Raw genomic sequence first — 24,920 nt, 5'->3', positions numbered from 1 at the left:
TATGCAGCGGCCTGCAAAGCCGTGTACGCCGGTTCGATTCCGACTTCCGCCTCCATATCAAACCCTCTACGGCGGGGTGGCAGAGTGTTTATGCGATAAGGGGTGCAACCCTTATACAGGCCGGTTAAAATCCGTGCCCCCGCCTCCAAGTTCCATGTCTTCGGGTTTAAGTGCAACTGCGATTCGAGGATGCCGCCCGGGTGGTGAAATAGGTAGACACAACGGACTTAAAATCCGTCGACCCTAAACAGGTCGTGCCGGTTCGATTCCGGCTCCGGGCACCATAATGTCATTGAAAAATCAGAAATTTTCTTACCGGATTCAATGTTTCTTTGAATCTTTCTGTATTTGTAATTTATATTGGGTTCAATCAGCAGTCAGACAGATATTGGCGGAAGGAAGAAGCGGCTGTTTTTACCGAACTCATGGCTATTTCTCATTTCTCCAAGTTCTTTGATTTTAAAGATTATCACTGTTAGATTTCAGACCGTCTAAACTTCCTGCGAACACTTTCTTTTTTTTCCAAAAAGCCCGTATCGATTTTGGGTTGAGTGTAAGGCTGCCGCCTTTTTCTCCGTCGGTTGCGATAGTAAGGCTGTTCAGACGGCCTTGCTGTAAAGCCTGCCACAGCGGGGCAAACCAGCGCTGTTCCCAGCTTTCCAAGATATCTTTATATGCCCACACATCATCAGTGTGCAGGGTAACGGCTAAATCGTCTAAAAACAGCAGGCTGTCTGAGACAGGGCGGCCGTGTTCGCGCACCATTTCCAGCCAAGCGTTGAAATCATAGGGTGCATCGGTACGGCTGCCCGGATAAAACTGCGCCCACGGGCTGCTGCTGCCTAGAAACGGCGTACCGGTTTGGCTGCCGGCCATATCCTGCCACAGCCACACACCGTTAACGGCAGGCATTTGCACGGCAGTGCGTCCGGCATTGAGCGGGTGGGCGTGCAGCCACATCTGGATTTCGGTTTGCTTTTGCAGCCATGTCCGACTGCTGCAGCCTTCGGGGCGGATTGAACCGTCGATTCGGCCTAGTACGTCTAAAACCGGTGCAATCTGCCAGTCGGGCTGCCCGGGTAGGGTGGCCAGCCACAAATCGGGGCGCAGCAGGCTGAAGTGCCAACCGTCTTCTTGCAGAAAGTCATTTAGGCCGCGGCAGAGTGCTTCTGCTTCGTGTACCTGAATTTTGATGTTGCTGCCGTCGAGCATATCCATGTGGTGCATGCCCATCTGTTGCCAGACCGGGCTGGCAAACACTGCAGCACGATCGGTGTCGATATCCAAAGCCGACTTGGCGTTTTCCAACAGGCTGCCGCGCCACAAAAAACGGCCGTAGAATTCAGACGGCCGTGCAGGTGTTGCGGTGTACGCACCGAAACGCATCATTTTATTGAGCGAGGGCAAAACGGTTTCGGGTAGGGAAACGGAAGTGTTGCGGTTCAGGGAAGGGAGGGCTAGAGTAAAGTGCATGGGAGGTATGTGCAGGTATAAAAAACTGTGCATATTTTACGCTATTGTGCGGATTTTTCACGCAGGGAAACCTCCCCTTAAAGCAGAGGAAGCGGTTTTGTGGTACACTTTTCCTAGAAAAGAAAAGTATAAATTTTGTGAAAATCAACGCAGTAGCGGAATAATGGCGGAAAATCCCGCCGCACAAGCAAGATAAGAGGCCTGATATGACAAAGCCCTTGAGTATGTTTTTAAAATCACCGGCGCAAAGCAGTGAAATTGAGGTGGAATCTGCCCCTTCTGCGGTGCTGCATCCCGTCGAATCCGAGCCTGTCCGGCATGCCGATCCGGATTACACCGTTGTGCCCGTTGAAGCTCCTGCTATGTCTGAACATATGCAGGAAGAGGCTGCTGTTGCCCTGTTTGAGGATTCGTCTGATTTTATCAACCCGGTGGTGGAGCCTGCGTTGCTGGCGGCTGAGCCGATGATGACTACACCGTTTGCGATGAAGTCGGTTCCGGTGGAACCCGTGTTGGTAAAACCTGCAGGCGGCCGTTATGAAGGAATTACCGAGAAGTCCGCTGAGCAAGCAGTGCGGGAAGTTGCCGTTGCGGTGGAAACGGTAGCCGAAATACAGCCTGAAACCATTGCTGTTGCGGCTGCTGCGGTTACCAAGAAAATGGTGGCTACGGCGAAAATTACTGCCAACAAACCTTTGTCGGGTTTGTTTAAACCGGCCATCAATGTGAAGCCTTCACTGTTTGTCAAACAGAAGCCGTCCGTTGAACACGAAGCCGTTGCGGCGGCAGAGGCTGGTAATGCAGCCGGACAAACCGTTCAGACGGCCTTTGAAACGGCAGGTGGCACCGAAGCCGTTGCGGAAACAAATGTGCAGGTTGTTGAAACCGTTGAGGAGCAAGCCGCTGCTGCTTCTGTTGCTGAAGTGGTGAAAGTTGAAGAGGTACAGGCTGTTGTTATGGAAACCGAAGAACGGCCTGCTTCTGTCGCGTTTGAAGCGGTGCTGCCCGAAGCGGTTGAGACTGTTGCGGCAGAAGGGGAGCAAACTGCTGTTGCCTCTGTTGCAGAAGCAGCCGCAGTGAAGCAAACCGTTGCCGAATCCGAAGCCCTTTCTGTTTCAGAGCGCGCGGCAGAAAAACTGGCCGTTGCCGCTGCCGCTTATGCGGCAGGTCAGAAAGCGGCGGCTGCTGCGCCGCGCGGTAAGATGTCTTTGCCGAAACTGCCGAAAGTTTCCATGCCGAAAATCAGCGTGTCCAAGATTTCGGTGCCGAAAGTTACCCAATCCCAGGCGGCGGTATTTAAAACCGCAGTCAAACCCATCCGTATGGCAGTATCTGCTATTTCAAGCGTGCCTGCAATGGCGGCGGTGGGACGCTTTTGGCAAAACAAACCCGTCCGCTGGTCGATTGTGGGTGTATTACTGCCTGTTTCGGGTATGGTAGCCGCTTATGCCGTAACCGATCCGCAGCCTCAGCCCGAGATTTACCGTACGGAGCGGGTGATGGAAGAGTTGCCTGCCGTTTATGTGGAAAGCGGCACGTTCCAAGGCAGTTATTGGGCGCAGGAAGCAGTAGAGCCGGGGGATTCGCTCACCGACGTATTGCAGCGCATGGGCGTGTCGGATGAGGAAATCCGCGAAGTACTGGCGCGCAATTCGGTTGACCGCAGCATGATTCAGCTGCGTGCAGGCCAATCGGTAAACGTGCGTTTCGACGCTTCGGGAAATATCACCGACGTACAGTTCTTTAACGATGATGACAACGGTGAGCGCAACTTGGTTGCCATTGAAAAAGTAAACGGCAAATGGCGTGCGTCTTCTTCGGCGGTTGAAATGGAAACTATGCCCACGCTCAGATCGGTGCAGGTACGGACTTCCGCACGCGGGGCAATGGCGCAGGCCGGAGTGCCGGTTGAAGTACGTGAGTCTCTGAACGAGATTTTCCACGATGTTGTTAATGTAGACGAACTCACCGGCGGCGATTCTATCCGCCTGCTGTATAACAGTATGTATTTCCGCGGTCAGGAAATGGCTACAGGCGATATCTTAGCTGCCGAAGTGGTGAAAAACGGCAAAACCTACCAAGCCTATTATTACAGCCAAGGCAAAGGTGATGAAGAGAGCGGCAGTTATTATGACCAACACGGCAAATCACTGCGCCTGCACGAGGGTTTCAACGTGAAACCGGTAGATTATGTGCGTATTTCTTCGCCCTACGGCGTACGCGTGCACCCCGTTTTGCGTACCGTCAAAATGCACACGGGTATTGATTATGCCGCACCCACGGGAACCCCTATCCGCGCTACTGCCGATGGTGTGCTGACGTTTAAAGGCTGGCAGGGCGGTTACGGCAATACCGTCATTCTGCAGCACAGCAACGGTGTAGAAACCCTGTATGCCCATATGAGTGCGTTTTCGCCGGCGAAAGGCCGGGTTAAGGCCGGCGATATAATCGGTTATGTGGGCAGCACCGGTCGTTCGACCGGCCCGCACCTGCACTATGAAGTACGCAAAAACGGCCAACATATGAACCCGACGGCCATCGCTTTACCGACACCGAAACTCACGCCTGCCAATATGGCTGAATTCCGCAGGCAGCAACAGGCGCATACCGCCACTATGGCTGCGGTACGTAATCTGCCGGTAACGGTAACGCAGTTGGATTGAGATATGTTTGCTTGAATAAAACCGCCCGTTTGGGGCGGTTTTGGTATTTTTGGTTTGGTGTCAGGTAGATTTTAAGTATAAATTGAGACTTTGGTAAAACCAAAGGCTGTCGAACGGTTTCAGACGGCCTTTGGTTTTGTTAGAACGTGTGTGTGTTTGAGCGGCTTATTTCACAATCTGGTTGAGTTCGCCTTTGGCATAGCGGGCGGCCATTTTTTCCAGCGAAACCGGTTTGATTTTGCCGGCCTGGCCTTCGCAGCCGAAGGAGATGTAGCGGGCTATACAGATTTGTTTCATGGCTTCTACGGTTTTGGCCAGATATTTGCGCGGATCGAATTCGGCGGGGTTTTCGGCCATAAATTTACGGATGGCGCCGGTGGAGGCCAGGCGCAGGTCGGTGTCGATGTTAACTTTGCGCACGCCGTGTTTGATGCCTTCCACGATTTCTTCCACCGGCACGCCGTAGGTTTCGCCGATGTTGCCGCCGTGTCCGTTGATGATTTTCAGCCATTCCTGCGGCACGGAGCTGGAGCCGTGCATCACGATGTGGGTGTTGGGTAGGGCGGCGTGGATTTCTTTGATGCGGTCGATACGCAGCACGTCGCCGGTGGGCGGACGGGTGAATTTGTATGCGCCGTGGCTGGTGCCGATGGCAATCGCCAGCGCGTCCACGCCGGTGTCGCGCACGAAGCGGGTGGCGTCTTCCACGCTGGTGAGCATTTGGTCGTGGGAGAGTTTGCCGGCCGCGCCCACGCCGTCTTCTTCGCCTGCTTCGCCGGTTTCCAGATTGCCCAAAACGCCGATTTCGCCTTCTACCGATACGCCGCAGGCATGGGAAAACTCAACCACTTTGCGGGTAACTTCGGCGTTGTATTCGTAGGTGGACGGGGTTTTGCCGTCTTCGAGCAGCGATCCGTCCATCATCACCGAGCTGAAGCCGAGCTGGATGGAACGTTGGCATACGTCGGGCGAGGCGCCGTGGTCTTGGTGCATCACCACGGGAATGTGCGGGAATTCTTCGATGGCCGCCAGAATCAGGTGGCGCAGAAACGGCGCGCCGGCATATTTGCGCGCGCCGGCGCTGGCCTGCACGATAACGGGGGCGTTAACTTGGTCGGCGGCTTCCATAATCGCGCGCATCTGTTCGAGGTTGTTCACGTTGAAAGCGGGCAGGCCGTAGCTGTTTTCGGCGGCATGGTCGAGCAGCTGGCGCATGGATACGAGTGCCATAGAAAATCCTCCAAATCTGGGTGAAATATTGAATAACGGTCAAATTATATCAGTTTCGCCCTGAAAACTACACGCGACAACAAAAATAGGCCGTTTGAATAATCTGCCGCCGAAAACGGGAAACAGCGGGGGAGGAATGTTGCGCAGACGGGCGGTTTTTGTGCAGAATCCGTTACAATAACGCTTCGGGCTGTTATCGGTTGGGCAATGGTTTCAAGCTGTTATTTTTGTTTGGAGGGTTTTTATGCCGCGCATCAATCTGCCTTTGCCTGAAAAGGTTTTGTTCCGCACCGGTATTACGGTGCAAATCGGCGATATCAATTACGGCAACCATCTGGCCAATGATGCGGTGTTGCGTTTGTGCCATGAGTGCCGTATGCGCTGGCTTGCGCGGCACGGTTTCAGCGAACCGGATGCAGGCGGGGCGGGCTTGATTATGGCGGATGCGGCGGTTCAGTATCTGGTGCAGGTGCATCACGGCGATGAGCTGGCGGTGGAAATGGGCGCAGACGACATCGGCCGCAGCAGTTTTGCGTTGCTTTACCATATCAGCCGCGAAAGCGACGGCCGCAGTATTGCCAAAGTGCGAACGGGTATGGTGTGTTTCGATTATGCCGCGCAGAAAGTCTGCCGTTTGCCGGAAGGGTTGGGAAGGATATTGCAGGCCGTCTGAAAAACGGGTTCAGACGGCCTGTTTGGTAATGAATGTGAATGAAAACCAAAGCCCTTGAAAATTTCAAGGGCTTTGGTTTTGTATGGCACGCCCACGGGGAATCGAACCCCGGTTACCGCCGTGAAAGGGCGATGTCCTAACCGCTAGACGATGGGCGCGGATAAAATAATTTGTGTGGCGCACCCGGAGCGATTCGAACGCCCGACCCTCTGGTTCGTAGCCAGATACTCTATCCAACTGAGCTACGGGTGCGTGAAAGATGCGTATTATAGGAATCGTGGTTTATGCTGTCAAGCGCTGCCCGGCGAAAAAGTGTAGAATAGCGGCCTGTTATTTGAATTTAATCGGAAATATGATGGCGCAAGCCTCTGATCGTTGGCCGCTGTTGGCGGCGTGTTTCGGCCGTTTGGGCGTGCCGGTGGCCGTGGTGGACATTGAGTCGACGGGCGGCAACCTGTTTGAAGACCGCATTACCGAGGTGGCGTTGCTGCGTTTTGAAAACGGCAGGGCAGAGCGGCACGAATGGCTGGTGAACCCGCAGCAGCCGCTTTCGGCGTTTATTACCCGTTTAACCGGCATCAGCAATGAGATGGTGGCCGGTGCGCCGCTGTTTGCCGACTTGGCGGCCGAATTGCTGCCGCTGCTGCGCGGCTCGCTGCTGGTGGCGCACAACAGCCGTTTCGATTATACCTTTCTGCGCCACGAATTCCGGCGCGCGGGCGTGGATTTCGCCGCGCCGGCTTTGTGTAGCGTGCAATTGTCGCGCCGCCTGTATCCGCAGTTTCACAAGCATAATCTCGACAGCATCATCGAGCGTTTCGGTATTTGGGCGGAAAACCGCCACCGTGCGATGACCGATGTGTTGGCGTTGGCCGATTTTTTGGAGGCCAGCTTGGCGGAGAAGGGCGGCGAATGGGAAAACCACTGCCGCGCGCTGATGAATCCGAAGCTGCCGCCGGCTTGGTTGGGGGCGGATTTGGCGGAGCAGGTTTATGCGCTGCCCGATACGCCGGGCGTGTCGGTTTGGCTTGACGGCAGGGGGCGTGCGCTGGATATCCGCGTGCATGAAAAGGCGTTTGCCGAAGTGGCGGCGATGCTGCATCTTAAAAAGAACCAGCCGTTTGTGTTGGAAACCGGCAGCCTGCGTTTTATACCGGCGTTGGGGGCGCTTCATGCGCTGTGGCTGAAAGCGCAACTGGCACAACAATACGGCATCAGGCCGTCTGAAAGCGCCAACCGTTATTTAACGGTTCAGTTTGCGCCCGACGAGCAGGCGCGTTTGCAGGCGCGGGTGGTGCCGCTGGCGGAAGGCAGCAGGCGGCAGCCGCCCAACGGTTTGTTTATACACAAAAAAGCCGCCAAACGCGCGCTGGCGGAATGGGCGCAGGCGCACGGGTTGTGCCCGTCGTCGCTCGATATTCTGCCGCAAACCCATGCCAAAGGCGTGCCGTGCCCCGTGCGGGAAGTGGGGCGCTGCGACGGCGGCTGCGCCACGGCAGAGGGCATCGAAGTGCAAAACCGCCGTATCTCTTCGCTGGCGCACAATCTGCCGGTGGCGGACTGGGGCAGGGCGCGCAAAATCGAAATCGTGGAAAGTGATAATCTGTCGGGGCGGTCGGTGGTGTTGCATTGCGAAGGCGGTGCGCTGGCGCTGCCCGACGGGCAATGGTATTTCGACGAAACCCTGCCGCCGCTGCTGAAAGCCAAATTCAAGCAGGGTAAGGCGGCGGTGAGGGTGTTGGAGGCCGTCTGAAAAAGGTTGGCCGGCTTTCAGACGGCCTTCAGTTATTTTGCAAAGGCTCAGGCCTTTCCGCACGATTGTTGCCCGATATCAAACGGGGGCGGTGCGCATCGGGGCAAACCGGCGGTTTGCCGAACCCATTCAGAAAGAAACGCTATGCAAACTCCCAAAATTATCTTTTTCGACATCGACGACACGCTTTACCGCAAATACACCGACACGCTGCGCCCGTCGGTGTTTGAAGCCATGAAGGCGCTGAAAGCGCGCGGCATTCTCACCGCCATCGCCACCGGCCGCCCGTATGCCGCCATGCCCGCCAAAGTGCGCGCCGTGGTGGAAGAGGCAGGCATGGATCTGCTGCTCACCATCAACGGCCAGTTTATCCGCTACCGCGGCGAAGTGCTGCAAAAACGCCCGCTGGAAACCGTCAAAGTGGATGAAATGTGCGCCTATTTCGACCGCGAGGGTATTCCCTATGCGTTTGTGGCCGACCACACCATCGCCGTTTCCGAGCCTGTGCCTACGGTGGAAGATGCGATGGCGCATATTCTGCCCGACCACCCGGTGGATAAGGAATTTTACCGCCGCAACGAAGTGTTTCAGATGCTTGGTTTTTATGCGGCAGACCGCGAAGCGGAAGTGGCGGCCGAAGCGGCGAAACACGGCTACAAAACCGTGCGCTGGCACGAATTGGCGGTGGATATGCTTGATGCACAAGGCTCGAAGGCGCGCGGTATCCGCACGGCGGTGGCCGAGCTGGGCATTGATATGGAGGACGTGATGGCTTTCGGCGACGGTTTGAACGATATCGAGATGATGAAAGCTGTGGGCTTCGGCGTGGCGATGGGCAACGGCCATCCCGATTTGAAAGCCGAGGCGGACTATATCTGCCCGACGGTAGAGGAAGACGGTGTTTATAACGGATTGAAAGCGTTGGGTATTATCTGATTATTGTCCCGCTGCGGGCGCGTTGCGGGTGTTTGAAAAACCGCTAAGGGTTTGGCAAAAATAAGGCCGTCTGAAACCGTATTTTCAGACGGCCTAAATAAATTTTGCAAAGATCTCAGCAGCGGATGTATTTTTTCTTTAAATTGAATGGCTGAGGCTTTTGCAAAACCCCTATCTGCGGCGCATTTCTGCGTTGTGCGCTGCTCGCTTGCTTACCTGACTCTATGTTATGTCTGCGCCCGCTGCACTGCTACGCCTTAAACTGCATCCACATCTGGGGGTTTGCAAAGGTATCTGGCTGTGTAAGCGGTTGAGGTTCGGTTTGGATATGGGAAAATGTTTGCCGCACACAAGCCAAATTAAGGGAAGGGATCATGGATATTCTCTCGCGCCTGCAAAACCTGCCGGTGGGCAGGTTTCACTATAAATTGTTGGTGTTAATCGGTTTGGGCTGGCTGTTTGACGCCATGGATACCGGCATGGTGTCGTTTGTGCTGGCCACTTTGGGCGAAGAGTGGCAACTGTCGCCCGCAGGGTTGGGCTGGATTGTCAGCACCGGCTTTATCGGCATGGCGCCGGGGGCGGTGTTGAGCGGTAGGATGGCCGACCGCATCGGGCGCAAAAACGTGTTTGCCGGCACCATGCTGCTGTATAGCGTGGCAACGGGTTTGTGCGCAGTGTCGTGGGATTTGGCCAGCCTGCTGTTTTTCCGCTTTTGGGTGGGCTTCGGCTTGGGCGGGCAGCTTCCCGTGGCGGTGTCGCTGGTGAGCGAATATGCGCCGCCGAAAGTGCGCGGGCGGTTTATCGTGCTGCTTGAGAGTTTTTGGGGGCTGGGCTGGCTGGCGGCGGCGCTGGTGTCGTATTTTTTCATTCCGCAATACGGCTGGCACAGCGCGTTTTTAATCGGTGCGCTGCCGGTGTTTTATGCGTTTTATGTGTGAAAAAAGCTGCCCGAATCGGTGCCTTATCTGATTCATAAAGGCAGGGTGCGGGAAGCCCATGAAATCGTGTGCGCCTTAGAGCGCGAAGCGGGGTTGCCGGCGGTTCAGACGGCCGAAGTGGCGGGCGTGGAAACCCGCGAAAACGTGCGTTTCGCACAGCTTTGGCAGCCGCCGTTTGCTCGGCGCACGCTGATGCTGTGGCTGATTTGGTTCGGCATCGTGTTTTCGTATTACGGCATTTTTACTTGGCTGCCCAAGTTGCTGGTGGAGCAGGGCTATACGGTGGTGAAAACCTTTGAGTATGTGTTGGTGATGATTCTGGCGCAGCTGCCCGGCTATTTCGCCGCCGCCGTGCTGGTGGAAAAAATCGGCCGCAAAGCCACGCTGGCGGGCTTTCTGTTTGCCTGTGCGGTGTGCGCCTATTTCTTCGGCCACAGCACATCGGCGGCGGCGGTGGTTTTTTGGGGCTGCTGGATGTCGTTTTTCAATCTGGGCGCTTGGGGCGTGCTTTATACCTACACACCCGAGCTTTATCCGGTGCGTTTCCGTGCATTCGGCTCGGGCTGGGCGGGCGCGGTGGGGCGCATCGGCGGTATAGTGGCGCCGATGGCGGTGGCGGCGATGATGGGCGGCGAAAACGGTTTCGGACAGATTTTTGTGATGTTTACCGCCGTGCTGGTGGCGGTGGCGGCGGTGATTGTATTACTGGGGGAAGAAACCAAAGGCCGCAGCTTGGAAGACATCAGCGGTTAGGTTTTTTAGACGGCCTTAGGGTCTGTTGACACAACGCAACGGCGGTGTTTTTGGTCAAAAATCCCCGTCTGCGGCGTTAGGCAGCGAAGCGGACTTGCGAAGCTGAAATGCCCGCAGGTGTCCAACCTTGCTGCGCTTTTTGCCTCAAAAAACCGCTTCGCCAGTTAAATGCCGACAGCTCCTAAGGTGTTTTGAAAAGGTCTCAAATTGGTTTTGTTTCACGATACAATAATGCAGCATATCAATATTTTCGGAGGACAACATGAATAAGCCTTCCCAACGTTTGGCCGCCCTTCGCCAAGCCATGGACACGCAAAAGTTAGATGCGTGGATTATCCCCTCGGCCGACCCGCATTTGTCGGAATACCTGCCGCAGCACTGGCAGGCGCGGGCGTATGTTTCCGGCTTTACCGGTTCGGCCGGTACGCTGGTGGTGAAAAAGGACAGCACCGATTTGTGGACGGACAGCCGCTATTGGGAACAGGCTGCAGAGCAGCTTGCCGGCAGCGGCATCACTCTGCAAAAGCTCGGTTTCGGCAAAACCCATGTGGAAGATTTGGCCGAAAGCCTGCATGAAAACGCCTGTGTGGGCGTGGCGCCCGATATGCTGTCGCTGGCGGCCAAGCGCCGGTTGGAAAGCGCGTTTGCAGCAAAAAGCATCAGTCTGGTTCACAGCGGCGATATTCTCGCCGCCATTTGGGAAAACCGCGCCGCCCTGCCGCAATCGCCAGTTTACCCGCACGATGCCGTCTTTGTGAGCGAAAGCGCTGCGGCAAAACTGGCGCGGGTGCGCGCGGCTATGCAAGAAAAAGGTGCTGATTACCACTTGGTTTCTTCGTTGGACGACACCGCCTGGCTCACCAACCTGCGCGGCAGCGACGTGCCGTTTAATCCCGTGTTTTTGTCTTACCTGCTGATCGGGCAAAATCAGGCCACGCTGTTTGCCGCGCCCGAAGCCTTAACGCCTGCCGCCCGCGCCGTGTTGGCCGAAGCCGATATAGACACTGCCGGTTATCATGAAGCGGCGGCGGCCTTGTCGCAAATTGGAGGCAGCCTGCTGCTCGATCCTGCCAAAACGGCGGTCAACACCTTGGCGCAACTGCCCGACAGCGTGCGGCTGGTGGAAAGCATCAACCCTTCAACCCTGTTCAAATCGGTCAAATCCGCCGCCGACATCGCCCATATCCGAGAAACCATGCGCCAAGACGGTGCGGCCTTGTGCGGTTTTTTCGCCGAATTGGAGCAGAAGCTGGCAAACGGTGAAACCGTTACCGAGCTGGACATTGATGCCTTGCTGTTGGCGCACCGCCGCCGCCGCCCGCATTTTGTTTCGCCCAGTTTCGACACCATCGCCGGCTACAATGCCAACGGCGCGCTGCCGCATTACAGCGCCACGCCCGAGGCCAATGCTGTCATCAGCGGCAACGGCCTCTTGCTGATTGATTCGGGCGGCCAATATCAGGGCGGCACCACCGACATCACCCGCGTGATGCCCGTCGGCACGCCCACCGCCGCGCAAAAACGCGACTTCACATTAGTGCTCAAAGCCCATATTGCGCTGGCGCAGGCGGTGTTTCCCGAAAACCTTCCTTCTCCGATGATTGATGCCGTATGCCGTATGCCCCTGTGGCAGGCGCAGTGCGACTACGGCCACGGCACGGGGCATGGTGTGGGCTACTTCCTCAATGTGCACGAAGGGCCGCAGGCAGTTTCCTGCCATGCCGCGCCCAATCCCAACCACGCCATGAAGGCAGGCATGCTCAGCTCTAACGAACCCGGCCTCTACCGCCCGCAGCAATGGGGCATACGCATTGAAAACCTGGTGGTCAACCAACCGGTGGAAAACCCCGCCGAAACCGCGTTCGGCAGCTTTTTGTGTTTTGAAACCGTTACCCTGTGCCCGATCGACACCCGTTTGGTAGACACGGCATTGATGACGGCCGCCGAAACCGAATGGTTGAACCGCTACCACGCTAAAGTGCGCGAAAAACTGCTGCCGCTGGTGGAAGGCGCGGCGCGGGCGTGGTTGGAAGAGCGTACCGCTTCGGTTTGAGCCGCCGAACGCCTGCCGCTTGAAAAACGGTTGGTTAAAATCCGCCAAGCCCTCTCCCTGACCCTCTCCAGCGGGAGAGGGAATAACTGGCTGATGAAATTACTTTATCAGATAGCAATTTGAATTTTGCAAGGTCTCCGGCTTTTTATCTTTTTATAAAGTATCAGGCCGTCTGAAACGTTTCAGACGGCCTGTTTTCAATATACCTTCACACTCAGATATCGCCTTGCGCTTTCACTTTTTCGGCGCTGAATTCCAGTTTGCTTAAGGCCGAGAGATAGGCTTTGGCGGTAGCGGCCAGCACGTCGGTGTCGGCACCCTGGCCGTTCACCACACGGCCGCCGCGTGCGAGGCGCACGGAGGTTTCGCCCTGGCTTTCGGTGCCTTCGGTTACGGCGTTCACCGAATAAATCTGCAGGGCGGCGCCGCTGTTCACCACGCTTTCGATGGCTTTGAAAATGGCATCGACCGGGCCTGAGCCGGTGGCTTCTGCCTGTTTTTCTTCGCCTTTCACGCTGAATACGATTTGCGCGCGCGGCTCTTCGCCGGTTTCGGTGGTGATGCGCTGCGAAATGAATTTATAGGCATCTTGGGCGAGGCTGTGCATTTCGTCGGAAACCAGCGCGTGTAGGTCTTCGTCGAAAATTTCGCGTTTTTTGTCGGCCAGTTCTTTGAAGCGGGCGAAAGCAGCGTTTAAGGCTTCTTCGCTGCCCAGTTCGATGCCCAAATCGGCAAGTTTGGTTTTAAAGGCGTTGCGGCCGGAAAGTTTGCCCAAACTCAGGCGGTTGGCGGCCCAGCCCACCGATTCGGCCGACATGATTTCATAGGTTTCGCGGTGCTTGAGCACGCCGTCTTGGTGGATGCCCGATTCGTGCGCAAAGGCGTTGGCGCCGACGATGGCTTTGTTGGGCTGCACGGGGTAGCCGGTGATGGTGGACACGAGTTTGGAAGAGGGCACGATTTGGGTGGTGTCGATACCGGTTTCCAAACCGAAAACGTCGTTACGGGTTTTCAGCGCCATCACGATTTCTTCGATGGATGCGTTGCCGGCGCGTTCGCCCAGGCCGTTTACGGTGCATTCTACCTGGCGCGCGCCGCCTTTCAATGCGGCCAGCGAGTTGGCGACGGCCAGCCCCAAATCGTTGTGGCAGTGTGCCGACCACACCACTTTGCCGCTGCCGGGGGTTTTGGCAATCAGCTCGCGGAAGAATTCTTCGGTTTTATGGGGAATCGAATAGCCGACGGTGTCGGGGATATTGATGGTGGTGGCGCCCGCTTCGATTACGGCGCCGCAGATTTCGGCCAAAAAGCCGATTTCGGAACGCAGCGCGTCTTCACACGAAAATTCGACGTCGTCGGTGTATTCTTTGGCAATTTTCACGGCCTTAACGGCGGCCTCCACCACTTTGGCCGGCTTCATTTTCAGCTTGTGTTCCATGTGGATGGGGCTGGTGGCGATAAAGGTGTGGATGCGGCGGTTGGCGGCAGGGGCGATTGCCTCGCCTGCTTTGCGGATATCGTTTTCAACCGCGCGCGCCAGTGTGCAGACGGTGGCGCGGGTCAGCGTTTTGGCGATTTCGTTCACAGCTTCGAAATCGCCGGGGCTGGCGGCGGCGAAGCCGGCTTCGATTACATCGACGCCCAGCTTTTCCAATTGGCGGGCGATGCGGATTTTTTCTTCTTTGGTCATGGCGGCGCCGGGCGATTGTTCGCCGTCGCGCAGGGTGGTGTCGAAAATGATAACGCGGTTGTTTTGCGGCATGGTTTGTTTCTCCAACGTGGTTTGTTGCTGTAAAAAGGCGTTTAAATCCAAAGGGCGGCCCTGTGCTTCGGCCAGTGCGGTGAGTTTTTGCAGTTGCGCCAGCGGCAGCGAGCCGCGCGTGCGCCATTTGTAGATGGCCGCCGTGCTTGCCGCATTTTCGGGGTCGTGCGCTTTCAGGGCTTCGGCCAGCGCGTTTACGCCGCCGAAATAGGCGATTAAACGGTCGATGTCTAATTGCATGGGATGCCTTTGTCTAATTTTGTTTCGGTAGGGTAGGATATGGCGGTGATTATACAGAAATCAGACAAAACGGCAATAAATTCTGCAAATTTTTTTGTTTATCTGTTTTTTTGTAATTTTATAGGACTTTTTGTCTAATTTATTTTCTTGGGTTGGTTGACTATATGTTTGGGATGCGGAAGCGTTTAAAGGCCGTCTGAAAATATTTCGGTTTTCAGACGGCCTCTATAATAGGTTTCGGGCGGTGCGCTATCCGGCGAATTTGTTGCCCTGTTTGTGCAGCAGGTGCGACATAACCTGCAAATCGCGTTCGGTCAGGTTTAGTGCGGCATCGACCCAGATGGTGGTGATGTCTGACAGCTCTTGGTAGGAAACGGGGTTGCAGTAATCTTTTACTTTTCGCATGGCGCGGTAGCTGTTGGGGGATTTTTCGGCGCGTTCGATATAGCGCAGCACTTCCTGCCGCCCTCCGCCTTTTTCGGCCAGAATGTCCACTATGCCCATTTCGTAAAGTTGCTCGGCAGTATAGATTTCGCCGCCCGTCATCATTTTTTCGGCTACGCTGCCGCCCGCTTTGCGCGACAGCATGGAATAAGCCCCCATGCCGGGAAAAAGGTTGAACAGCACTTCGGGCAGCCCCATGCGCGCACCTTTTTCGGCTATGAGCACATTGCCTGCCAGCGCGCCTTCGAAACCGCCGCCCAGCGCATCGCCTTCCACCAGATTGATGGTGGTCAGTTCGCGGTTAAGGTGGGTCATCACTTCATATAGTACTTTGATGCAGTCGGCGGCATAGGCCGTCAGGGTGTCGCGGTCGCGGCGCACGATCGCCTGCGCGAACAGCCGCAAATCGCCGCCGAGGTTATACACCCCCGGCACACCGGAAGTGCCGACGATATAGCGGTATTCGCGGCCGCCCGCATCGATTTCGGCACGCACGTCGCCGAAATACGCCAGCAGGCTGTGCAGCAGCGTTTGCGTGAAGCACGGCACGGGTTGCGCCGCCATCGCCACCCAGGCGGCTTTGTGTTGCGGCTCGTATTCAACCTGCATGTGCGGGTAGGTTTTATCCATGTTTTTTCCTTTGTTTTTGACGGCTATAACGGTCTGCCTGACAGTTACTGATGTTTTATAACGGTAAAAGTTCCGGCATGTTTCACAGGTGAAAAGCAAAAACCTTGGCAAAAATACTTAAGGCCGTCTGAAACCATGGTTGGCGTTTCAGACGGCCTGTTGTTTTTCAAGGCGGGTTATGCCGGTTGCGCTTCCTGCAGCCAAGCCTGCGCGGATGCGGCATCATCGAAATATTTCGGGTGCTGCTGGGTGATCAGGCTGGAGAGGCGGGTGCCGAGTTTGATCCAAACATCGTCAACCACGATGGCGATGCGGCCGAAATCGTTTTCGTGTTCGCGCATGAATTTGAGCTGTTCCACCGCCATATCGATGGTGAAGTCTTTCAGCATGGTTAAATCAAGCAGCATATCGGGGCGGTGTACTTTCTGCGTGCATTCCAAAGCGGCGCGCTCGAATTCGTAGAAATCTTCCAGCGTAAATTCGTTATACAGCGCCACATTCAAACCGTAGGCCTGCTCTCTGATGGAAATCATGATGACACTCCTTAGCGTTATGGGGATTTACGGCGCCGCCGCCACGACGGCTTCATGCTGCTTAAAATACCGCTTGCCACAATAATACCCATTCCCAGCGCTTCCTGCCAACTGATTTTGTCGCCCAAAAACCAAACGCCGGCCAGCGACGAAAACACCACCGTTAAATATGAAAGCGAGGCCACGGTGAATTTGTTGCCGACCTTGTAGGCGCGGGTCAGGCACAGTTGGGCCACCAGTGCCGAAGCGCCTATGCCGAGCAGATAGGGCAGGGCGGCGGCGGTTAGCGGATGCCAGCCGGTGAAGCCGGTCCACACCGCCGACAAGGCCATGCCCACCAGCGAAAGGTAAAACACCACCCGCCAGCCCGGCTCGCCCAGGAGCGAAAGTTCGCGCACCTGCAAATAGGCCCAACCGGCGAGCAGGCCGCCGCACAAACCCACTAAAGCGGCCAGCTCCTGCCCGCTTTGAAAAGAAGGGTTGAGCAGCAGCACCACGCCGCCGAAGCCCAGCAGCAACACCGCCAGCGTGTAGGCCGACACCCGTTCTTTCAACACCACAAACGATAACACAGCCAAAAAAATCGAAGAGGTATAGCCCAGCGTTACGCCGGTTGCCAGCGGCAGGTGCATCACGGCATAGAAAATGCAAAACATGCCCAGTGTGCCGGAAATGCTGCGGTTCAGGTGTGCGCGCCAATGCGGCGTAGCGAAGGTTTTGCCCTGCATTTTGGCGGTGATGCCGAGAAACAGTGCGGCAAAGCCCATGCGCCAGAAAACCAGCTCGCCTGCGCCGAAACCGAAAGTTTGCGCGGCGGCTTTCACCCAGAAATTCATCAGGGTGAAACCGACAGCGGCGATAATCATCCAGCCCGAGCCGAGTTTGTCCGAGGGGGGAGGGGAGGGGGTAACCATATATTAAAAAAGGTAAGGTTAAGGCAGAAGCCTGTGGCATTTCAGACGGCCTGAACCGCACAGATGGCGGATTGTGCGGCGCTTGCCGGTGTTTTGTAAAGAATAAACAGCTTACGGCGCGGGTGTTCCGCCGCCGGTTTCGGGAAAGCGCACTTCGCTGTAAAAACTGCCGTTAATCTGGGTGGTGTTGATGTGATACATGCGGTAGGCATGAAACAAACCTTCGTCGGGCGGCACGGGGCGTTTCCAAAACTCGGCCAGGCTGCCTTGAAAGGTGATGCCGGGGATATCGTAGGCGGCCCGGCCTATGGTTTTAACCGGCATGCCGTGAATCAGCGCAGAGAGGCCGCTGGTGCTGTTGAGCGTAACCATGCCGGCGCCGTGGCGCAGAAAAGCGGGCAGCGGTGCGTCGTGCACATAAAAAATGCGCCCTTTGAGCTTGGGGTGTTGCCGGAGGAAGCGGTTGATGTCTTTGCGGTAGTCGGTAAAGCCCCTGTCCATCGGGTGGTGTTTCACAATCAGGTTGGTACCGTCGGGCGCGTGGGCGGCAAACGAGGCGAGCACGTGCAATAAAAAATTCTGCACCGATGAAAAATCGCTGTGTACGCGTACTTGGCTGTCGTTGAACACTTGCAGCGGCAGAATGAAAAACCTGCCGTATTTTCCGTTTTCTACTTTGCGGCCGAACTTGCGGTCCTGCAGCATATAAACGGCGCGCTTGAGACCGGATTTCACCCACGACCAGGTATAGTGCGCCAGGCTTTTGGAACGGTGGTGGATGTAGTGCGGGTAGTGCCTGCGGTGGCGGCGGGCCGACACGTAGTAGCGCACGGCGCATCCGGCCATCGGCAGGAAGCCGCCGCGTACGGGGGGCGGTTCGCAGTATTGCTGTTTGCGCAGCTTCGGAAAGGCCGCCTGAAAAAAGGCGGCATCGCGCGGCAGGGTTGAAAAAGCATTTACGCCGTTTTGCTCCAGCGTGATGTAAAACGGGCGGAAATAACCTTCTTCAAACACCCAGAAGCCCAGGCCGTAGTCTTCGGCCACCTGCCTGGCGGCTACGTGGTAGGGGCGGAAATCGCCGAAGCATACAACGGCATCGATAAGGTTTTCCTGCACGAATGCCGCCAAAAAGGCGGGAAAAGCCTGATAAGTGTCGCGGTAGGCGAAGGTGCGGGGGATATGCGGGGGGTAAAACGTTTCGTCGCCGTAGTTAAAATTCAATTTAAAAACGGTTTTGTGATGGTGCCCGGAAAGCCATTGCGAGAATTTTGTGAAAAACGGCCCGATCGGCCCCTGCAGCAGCAGGATGCGCGAATTTCTGCCGACCAGCTCTTCCAGCGAGCCGGGGATAAACGTGTTTTCCATGCAGTTTGTTTATTGTTGCGGATACGTGAACGGTGTTTGCGCGCTTGGTATGCGGTGTTTTCAGACGGCTTGAATGCTTAATCCCGTCATACTCGGGCTTGACCCGAGTATCTTGTTTTTCAATAATTTTTCAAACAAGGCGGGATACTCGGGTCAAGCCCGAGTATGACGGAGAATAAATATTTCAAAGGGCTTCAATAACTTACAAATATCTCAGGCCGTCTGAAAAAACATTTGCTGCCATTTATGCCGCCGTTTCGGCCAAAGGCGGCACATCTCCCAAAGCGCCATTTTACCTGATTTATTGTTTGTTAAATAACTATAAATATCTATTTTATTTCATTAACACGCGAAGCTGCTTGAGTTTGCCCCATTGTTTGGCGGCGAAGCTCTTTTTCAGCGGCGCGCCGTGCTGCCGTTGCGCTTTCTGCCGGCGCAGGATTTCCACGGCGGTTTGTGCATCAACCGCACGGTGGGTTTCAGGGCAGACATAATCGGGATAATAAACCAGTGTGCCCGCCACCAGCTGCCACAAGGCCAGTTTGCGTGTGCGGCGGGGAATCGGCAGGTGGTCGTGCGTTAAACCCCAGCCCGCATAAAAAGGCAGGCCGTAGCAATGCACGGTTTTGCCGCGCAGCAGGGCTTCGAAGCCCGAAAGCGAAGTGAGGGTGTGCACTTCGTGCGCCTGTTGCAGGCAGGTGGTGATGTCGCATTCGGTAACGGTTTGGTCGGCATAGCGCGCGGCCTCTTCGGGGGCGATATGGCCGGTGCGGTTGCCGCTCACCACATCGGGGTGCGGTTTGTAGATAATGTAGGCATCGGGGTTCAGGGCGCGCACTTTTTTCAGCAAATCCAGATTCTTGCGGATTTCCGGCGAGCCGTGGCGTATCGAGGCATCGTCTTCAACCTGGCCGGGCACCAGCAGCACCCTGCCCGCATCGGGCGGAATGGCCAGCGCGCCGCCGCCAACGTTATATTTGCTGATGCCGGCTTCGGTGAGCGCGGTTTGCAGCCATGAGGCCGTCTGAAAATCCTGTTCGGCAAACACATGGTTTTGCAGGATATGCTCCAAACGCGAAGGCTTTTCTGCGCTGAAATAAATGCCCATATCGTCGCAAACCAGCGAGAGCGGCGGCACCAGATTCGAGCCCAAGCCCACCGAGCGGATAAAGCCGTCTTCCATATGCAGCACACTCAGGCCGCGTTCGGCGGCAAAGTCCAGCAGTTCGCCCTTGCCGCAGCCCCACACCAACAGCCGTGCATCGGCGGGCAGCGGCATTGCGCGCAGTTTTTTCAGCGACGAAACAAAATGCAGGCGGCAGGCAGGAGCATTGAAAAACGGCTTCATTACCGCCCGTTTCCACAGCGACATGCCCACGCAGTAAAGATTGCCGCGCAGTTTTTCGTTGCGGCGGCGCCCGGCGGCCAGATAACCGATCACATCAAACACCGTGCCGGGCTCACCCGTGTTGGGGTTGATATAGCGGCTGTATTGCAGATAAGCCGCAGCAAAAAGCTGCATCAGCGAGCGCGGCGCGCGGCGGCCCTGTTCCTGCAAGGCTTTCACACCCGCATGGCGGTCGTCGGCAACCCCCCAGCCCGCATACCACGGCAGCCCGAACACCGCCACCGGTTTGCCCAGCAGCAAAGCCTCGAAGCCCATCTGCGAAGTAACGCAATATACTTTATCTGCTTGTTTCAACAAAGAAAGCGGGTTGACATCGGCCGCCAGCAGGCGCACGTTTTCCGTTTGCGGCAGATCGGTGAGGTAGCCGCGCTTTTTACCGCTCAATACATCGGGGTGGGTTTTCACCCAGATTTCGGCATCGGGGTTTTCGGCTGAGGCCGTCTGAAACATTTGCGCAAACGTTTTCTCGTCGGCTCCGCCGGATTTCACCGCCATATCGCCGAAAGTTTGGTCGATAACCAGCACAATTTCTTTTTCAGACGGCCTGAGATATTTATTTCCGTCATACTCGGGCTTGACCCGAGTATCCCGCTTTATATCTTCCTCGTCTAATTTGCCATACGCAGATTCAGGCACGCACGCGGTATTTGAATACCCGGCCTGAAACAAATCCCACGAAAAATCAGGCGCATGGTTGTATTTCGACAAACCGTGGGCAACGATTAGTTCCGCCGCTTTCCCGGCATCGGCCAAAGTTTCAGACGGCATCTGATCCGCCGCCAAAACCAATGCTTCCAAACGCGAAGGGCGGCCGGTGTCGTAATAAATGCCCATATCGTCCGCCACCATAGAAAACGGCGGCCAGCCTGCCACGCCCAAACCGGACGAGCGCAGAAAGCCGTCTTCAAGCGCGGTAAAAGGCAGGCGGTGTTTTTCGGCATAGGCGCGCGCCTTGCGGGTGGAGGGGCGCAGGCCCCAGCCCAGCACGCAGTCTGCACGGGCACAGTGGAAAGCTAATTCATATTCAGGCAGAAATCCCGCCAAGTGCGGGATTTTCCTGATGCCTTTGGAAAATATTCTGGCTTTTTTCATGGTGTTTTATTTCAGGCCGTCTGAAAGTTTCAGACGGCTTAACATGCATAGTCGGATACATTGAAGGAATCTGTACTTATTTCTGTACGTATCGTAAAATAACACCCGAATTTTAAAGGAGGAAATTATGGACGTAATTACTTATACCGCTTTTCGCGCCAATTTGGCCGAAACTTTAGACCGGGTGAACGACAACCATAAACCGGTGCTGGTTACCCGGCAAAAAGGCAGCCCCGCCGTTGTGATGAGTTTGGAAGACTTCCAAGCTTATGAAGCAACTGCCTACTTGGCCGCCAGCCCCAAAAATGCCGAGCGTTTGAACCGGTCTGTGGCGCAAATCCGCGAGCATCAAACCATCAGCAAAAGGCTGATTGAAGAATGATACTTGCATGGACAACCCACGCTTGGGAAGACTATCTCTACTGGCAGCAAACCGATAAAAAAACACTCAGGCGAATCAACCAGCTTATCAAAGATACCTTGCGTAACCCTTTTGAAGGCTTGGGCGATCCCGAGCCGCTGAAACACAATTGGTCGGGTTTCTGGTCGAGGCGTATCGATAAGGAACACCGCTTGGTTTTCCGGGTGGAAAACGGCACCTTATATATCGCTCAGTGCAGGTATCATTATTAAACCCCGGTTTCGGAAAAACGGATTCCGGTTACCGTGGCCGTCTGAAAGTTTTCAGACGGCCTGTTTTTATCATCGGTTGTCGTCTTGATAACCGTTCGGGTGTTTGGAGTGCCATGCCCATGCCGAAGCGATGATTTTTTCGATATTGTCGAATTGAGGCTTCCAGCCCAGAATTTTCCGCGCTTTGTCGGAAGCGGCAATCAGGGTGTCGGGGTCGCCGGGGCGGCGCGGGGCGGTTTCGGCGGGAATGGCTTTGCCGGTAACGGCACGGGCGGCTTCGAGCATCTGCAGGTTGGAAAAGCCGGTTGATGAGCCGAGGTTGAATGCGTCGGATTTTCCGCCGCGGCGCAGGTAGTCTATGGCCAAAATATGGGCATCGGCCAAATCGAGCGGGTGCACATAGTCGCGCACGTTGGTGCCGTCGGGCGTGTCGTAATCGCTGCCGAAAATCATCAGCTTATCGCGTTTGCCCTGCGCAACCTGCAAGATAATCGGCACCAGGTGGGTTTCGGGGTGGTGGTCTTCGCCGATGGAGCCGTCGGGCTTGGCACCGGCCACGTTGAAGTAGCGCAGGGCGGCAAACCTGATGCCGTAGGCCTGATCCGCCCAGCGCATCATGGTTTCCATCATCAGCTTGCTCTCGCCGTAGGGGTTGATCGGTTTTTGCGGATCACTTTCGCGGATGGGCATATGCTCCGGAATGCCGTAGGTGGCGGCGGTGGAAGAAAACACGATGCGCTTGATTTGAAATTCGTTCATCACCTCGAGCAGGCTGACCATGCCCGCAGTGTTGTTGCTGAAATATTTCAGCGGTTCCGCCATTGACTCGCCCACTAGGGAATAGGCGGCGAAATGGATAACGGCATCAATATCGGGGTGTCTGGCGAAGACTTGGCGCATAAAGGGTTTGTCTGCCAAATCACCTTCGTGGAAAACGGCTTCGTGGTGCACCGCCGCGCGGTGGCCGGTAACCAGATTGTCGACCACAACCACTTTTTCTTTACCCTGCCCAATCAGGCGGTCGACCATATGCGAACCGATATAGCCCGCGCCGCCTAAAACCAATACTGTCATTTCGGTGTTTCCTTAATTAATAGAGTCATGTTCCAATAAAACCGTCAGGAATGGGAGCAATATCATTTTCTGAATAGGGGAGATTCAACAGTAAAGGGCGTTTCCAAAAAATGTTTTCCCTGACAACCTTGGCCGGTATCCCTGCAATAACGCAGTTATCCGGAAATTGTTTTTTGGCCAAAGAATGCATTCCGAGCACGCAGCCGTTGCCGATATGCGCCCCTCCCAAAACTATTGCGCCATAGGCAATCCAAACGTGGTTGCCTATAAAGATATCTTTAGAATGATTGATTCTTTTACCGGTGTCCAAATCATAAATCGCATGGGAATCATCCGTGCGGATTTGGTTGTTGGTGGCAAACATACAGTCATCACCGATGGTTATACTGGTTTTTTCGGCGCAGGTAACATAAACGGCATTGGTGCTGGTTGTGCCGCTGCCGATTTTGATTTTGCAGTCGTAACCGATACGGAATGTGCCGAAGATGCCGGCCTTTTCGCCAATCTGGAAAATACCGTTATCGCCTTTGAATTCGATCAGGGTATTTTTCAAGCCGGACTGTTTGTGCAATACCACCCGGTTGTTTTTTCCGAAAAACCGCACCTGTACGTTATTTAATCCTGCGGGGGCTTCGATGATGTTGTTGTATTCGTCTCGGTAATAGCCGTCTATACTGACTTTCTCAGAGCTAAATTTTTTAGGGATATAAAAAGCATCTATTGTTTCCCAATTGGCATTTTTTAAGTCTTTCTTAATAATCAATCGATTTCCTTGCTCAGAAAAATCACAGTCCATAATTTCATGTTCAAAGTGAACTGGTTTTTGAGATTTGAGCACGAATGTTTTATCAAAGCCATTTATTTTGATTTTTAATAATAATTCATAATTTCCAGGTGGCACATCCGATATATCCACCCCTTTATATCCTGGTGTGGCAAACCAGCATTTATCATAAGATATGCTCGGGTGAAATGAATATGTAGCGGTTAAATGAGGACGGTGTGCTTTAGCTAAGTTCTTTACAAATTCTTCAGATTCACTTTTAATGATTAATTTGTAATCAATATCTCTGTATTCTCTGGCATTTTGTCCGGTTAGAATACCAATGCCTTCTAAAATCAGTAAATTATTTGAGATTTTAAACGTTCTTAAATCAACGAGTGCATCGGTTTCAATTTTAATTTTTGATTGTTGATTGTTGACGGTGTTGTCTTTGATATGATTGTAGAATTTAAAGATTTCCATCCAAACATGATCTTCTTTAGCATTTGCAATAATGCGGCCTTTATTAGAATTGAAAGCAATTCCCCTAAAACCAGGTAGGTTTTTGCATACTTCTGATGAGGCATTGCGGAAAATAATGTCTGCATAAAATTTTTCTTTTTCTATACCAATGTCAAAGGCAAAACTTACATTATTTACGAAAAAATCTAAAACCAATACATTTTTAAAATATTTTTTCTTATAGGAAATATGATGATCGTTTAGCTTAAATGTAATATGTGATTCTAAGAGAGGTAAGGTTGTATAGGGTTTGGTGGTGTCATGCTTTAAAATATATGATAGGAGTTCAACTATTGGTGCGGATTTTTGAAAAAAAGCCTCCTTATCATAAAGGTTTTTATATTCTGACGGAGACCAAGAGTTATGCAGAGAAATAATTCCACAAGCAACTTTCTCTAAAATATTTGGTTCAAATCCAAAATTTTCATCAAAGTAAAATTTTTTGTAATCCATAATTGGATCTTGTGAATTAGGGAAGGCAACAGATTCTAAAATATTTCCGCTTTGTGTGCGATCAATGATATAAAAACTGTCTTTATATTCGAGTTTTTTGAATAAAGGATTAACGATTCCGTTGCCAAAATAGTACCATGGGCATTGATCAGGCTTGTTTCTTAAACGTTCTTGAGCAATTTTACGCCATTCTGTCAGAATAGGATTGCCAGGTTTTGCACAATATAAAGCCGCCAGATGAATTGCCTTAGTGTCGGGACGACCAAAAGAGATTAATTTAGTATCAGATATTTTATTAAAAATATCAAAAATATTGTCGGTAACAATACAATCTAAATCTAAAAATAAACCGCCAAATTTTTCTAACACTGCTGCTGAAATAATATCTGATTGCATGGCAAAAGAAATAGATTTCAATTGTGCCATATCATAGGTATCTCCGATGTATTGATGTAGATTGCTGTGATTCAAAATATGAATTTTGCAGTTTGGTATATTTTTAATCCATGATTCTTTGCATAATTCCAAATAAGCTGGAATAGGGTTAGGTGATTCCCAAAATGCAAAAATATTATTTTGGGAGAGTTCAACTTTTGAAAAAATTTGTCGCAT

General features: G+C 53.9%; 17 protein-coding genes, 3 tRNA genes and 1 pseudogene. 9 read left to right on the top strand and 12 right to left on the bottom strand.

Annotation, left to right across the window (positions count from 1 at the left end; genetic code table 11):
* The first annotated feature begins 194 nt into the window (after positions 1 to 194).
* Positions 195 to 284: transfer RNA gene (locus tag Q3970_RS07715), tRNA-Leu, on the top strand.
* Between the two features lie 175 nt (positions 285 to 459).
* Here Q3970_RS07715 and Q3970_RS07710 read toward each other — a convergent pair.
* Entirely contained in the window at positions 460 to 1,473 is a 1,014-nt protein-coding gene (locus Q3970_RS07710) for a hypothetical protein (RefSeq protein ID WP_303099998.1), read from the bottom strand.
* A 1,355-nt stretch (positions 1,474 to 2,828) separates the two neighbouring features.
* On the opposite strand from Q3970_RS07710, the gene Q3970_RS07705 reads away from it, so the two are divergent.
* Positions 2,829 to 4,136, top strand: a complete 1,308-nt coding sequence (locus Q3970_RS07705; RefSeq protein WP_303100000.1) for a M23 family metallopeptidase — start codon at positions 2,829 to 2,831, stop codon at positions 4,134 to 4,136.
* 165 nt (positions 4,137 to 4,301) lie between these two features.
* Here the strand turns inward: Q3970_RS07705 and fba are convergent, their stop codons facing one another.
* Entirely contained in the window at positions 4,302 to 5,366 is a 1,065-nt protein-coding gene (fba, locus tag Q3970_RS07700) for a class II fructose-bisphosphate aldolase (protein ID WP_303099997.1), read from the bottom strand.
* Positions 5,367 to 5,610: 244 nt separating this feature from the next.
* Here fba and Q3970_RS07695 point away from each other — a divergent pair, with 244 nt between their 5' ends.
* Complete coding sequence (locus Q3970_RS07695) at positions 5,611 to 6,039, top strand: thioesterase family protein (protein WP_303099996.1); 429 nt, start codon at positions 5,611 to 5,613, stop codon at positions 6,037 to 6,039.
* Between the two features lie 83 nt (positions 6,040 to 6,122).
* Here Q3970_RS07695 and Q3970_RS07690 read toward each other — a convergent pair.
* Positions 6,123 to 6,197: transfer RNA gene (locus Q3970_RS07690), tRNA-Glu, on the bottom strand.
* 17 nt (positions 6,198 to 6,214) lie between these two features.
* Positions 6,215 to 6,291: transfer RNA gene (locus tag Q3970_RS07685), tRNA-Arg, on the bottom strand.
* Positions 6,292 to 6,394: 103 nt separating this feature from the next.
* Between Q3970_RS07685 and Q3970_RS07680 the strand changes: the two genes are divergently transcribed.
* From Q3970_RS07680 to Q3970_RS07665, 4 genes and pseudogenes are all read left to right on the top strand, one after another.
* Positions 6,395 to 7,792 carry an exonuclease domain-containing protein gene (locus Q3970_RS07680; protein ID WP_303099995.1) on the top strand — a complete coding sequence of 466 codons (1,398 nt, stop codon included), beginning with the start codon at positions 6,395 to 6,397 and terminating at the stop codon, positions 7,790 to 7,792.
* A 144-nt stretch (positions 7,793 to 7,936) separates the two neighbouring features.
* A complete protein-coding gene (locus Q3970_RS07675; protein WP_303099994.1) occupies positions 7,937 to 8,728 on the top strand; it encodes a Cof-type HAD-IIB family hydrolase in 792 nt (263 codons plus the stop codon).
* 374 nt (positions 8,729 to 9,102) lie between these two features.
* A pseudogene (locus tag Q3970_RS07670) lies at positions 9,103 to 10,422 on the top strand (MFS transporter).
* 262 nt (positions 10,423 to 10,684) lie between these two features.
* A complete protein-coding gene (locus Q3970_RS07665; RefSeq protein ID WP_303099993.1) occupies positions 10,685 to 12,475 on the top strand; it encodes an aminopeptidase P family protein in 1,791 nt (596 codons plus the stop codon).
* A gap of 214 nt (positions 12,476 to 12,689) precedes the next feature.
* Here the strand turns inward: Q3970_RS07665 and Q3970_RS07660 are convergent, their stop codons facing one another.
* From Q3970_RS07660 to Q3970_RS07635, 6 genes are all read right to left on the bottom strand, one after another.
* Positions 12,690 to 14,477: a 2-isopropylmalate synthase gene (locus Q3970_RS07660; RefSeq protein WP_303099992.1), complete on the bottom strand. Its 1,788-nt coding sequence runs from the start codon at positions 14,475 to 14,477 to the stop codon at positions 12,690 to 12,692.
* A 249-nt stretch (positions 14,478 to 14,726) separates the two neighbouring features.
* Positions 14,727 to 15,551, bottom strand: a complete 825-nt coding sequence (locus Q3970_RS07655) for a crotonase/enoyl-CoA hydratase family protein (RefSeq protein WP_303099991.1) — start codon at positions 15,549 to 15,551, stop codon at positions 14,727 to 14,729.
* 176 nt (positions 15,552 to 15,727) lie between these two features.
* The gene (locus Q3970_RS07650) at positions 15,728 to 16,084 is read right to left on the bottom strand and encodes an STAS/SEC14 domain-containing protein (RefSeq protein ID WP_257067051.1); all 357 of its coding nucleotides are present in this window, start codon (positions 16,082 to 16,084) and stop codon (positions 15,728 to 15,730) included.
* Between the two features lie 17 nt (positions 16,085 to 16,101).
* Positions 16,102 to 16,998, bottom strand: coding sequence for a DMT family transporter (locus tag Q3970_RS07645; protein WP_303099990.1), 897 nt, complete (start codon positions 16,996 to 16,998; stop codon positions 16,102 to 16,104).
* Between the two features lie 111 nt (positions 16,999 to 17,109).
* Positions 17,110 to 18,363, bottom strand: a complete 1,254-nt coding sequence (locus tag Q3970_RS07640) for a capsule biosynthesis protein (RefSeq protein WP_303099989.1) — start codon at positions 18,361 to 18,363, stop codon at positions 17,110 to 17,112.
* Between the two features lie 334 nt (positions 18,364 to 18,697).
* Positions 18,698 to 20,863 (bottom strand): capsular polysaccharide biosynthesis protein, encoded by a 2,166-nt coding sequence (locus Q3970_RS07635; RefSeq protein ID WP_303099988.1) that lies wholly within the window; start codon positions 20,861 to 20,863, stop codon positions 18,698 to 18,700.
* A 127-nt stretch (positions 20,864 to 20,990) separates the two neighbouring features.
* On the opposite strand from Q3970_RS07635, the gene Q3970_RS07630 reads away from it, so the two are divergent.
* Both Q3970_RS07630 and Q3970_RS07625 read left to right on the top strand, forming a co-directional pair.
* Positions 20,991 to 21,245 carry a type II toxin-antitoxin system Phd/YefM family antitoxin gene (locus tag Q3970_RS07630; RefSeq protein WP_303099987.1) on the top strand — a complete coding sequence of 85 codons (255 nt, stop codon included), beginning with the start codon at positions 20,991 to 20,993 and terminating at the stop codon, positions 21,243 to 21,245.
* Positions 21,242 to 21,496 carry a Txe/YoeB family addiction module toxin gene (locus Q3970_RS07625; protein WP_303099986.1) on the top strand — a complete coding sequence of 85 codons (255 nt, stop codon included), beginning with the start codon at positions 21,242 to 21,244 and terminating at the stop codon, positions 21,494 to 21,496. Before Q3970_RS07630 ends, Q3970_RS07625 begins: the two co-directional genes overlap by 4 nt.
* 69 nt (positions 21,497 to 21,565) lie before the next feature.
* On the opposite strand, the gene galE is transcribed toward Q3970_RS07625, so the two are convergent.
* Positions 21,566 to 22,570 (bottom strand): UDP-glucose 4-epimerase GalE, encoded by a 1,005-nt coding sequence (gene galE / locus Q3970_RS07620; RefSeq protein WP_303099985.1) that lies wholly within the window; start codon positions 22,568 to 22,570, stop codon positions 21,566 to 21,568.
* A gap of 25 nt (positions 22,571 to 22,595) precedes the next feature.
* A complete protein-coding gene (locus Q3970_RS07615; RefSeq protein WP_303099984.1) occupies positions 22,596 to 24,920 on the bottom strand; it encodes a capsular polysaccharide synthesis protein in 2,325 nt (774 codons plus the stop codon).

It is taken from the genome of Neisseria sp., assembly GCF_030530745.1.
GTDB lineage: Bacteria > Pseudomonadota > Gammaproteobacteria > Burkholderiales > Neisseriaceae > Neisseria.
Note: the sequence above shows the minus strand (reverse complement) of the source record. Positions and strands in the feature narration are given on the sequence as shown.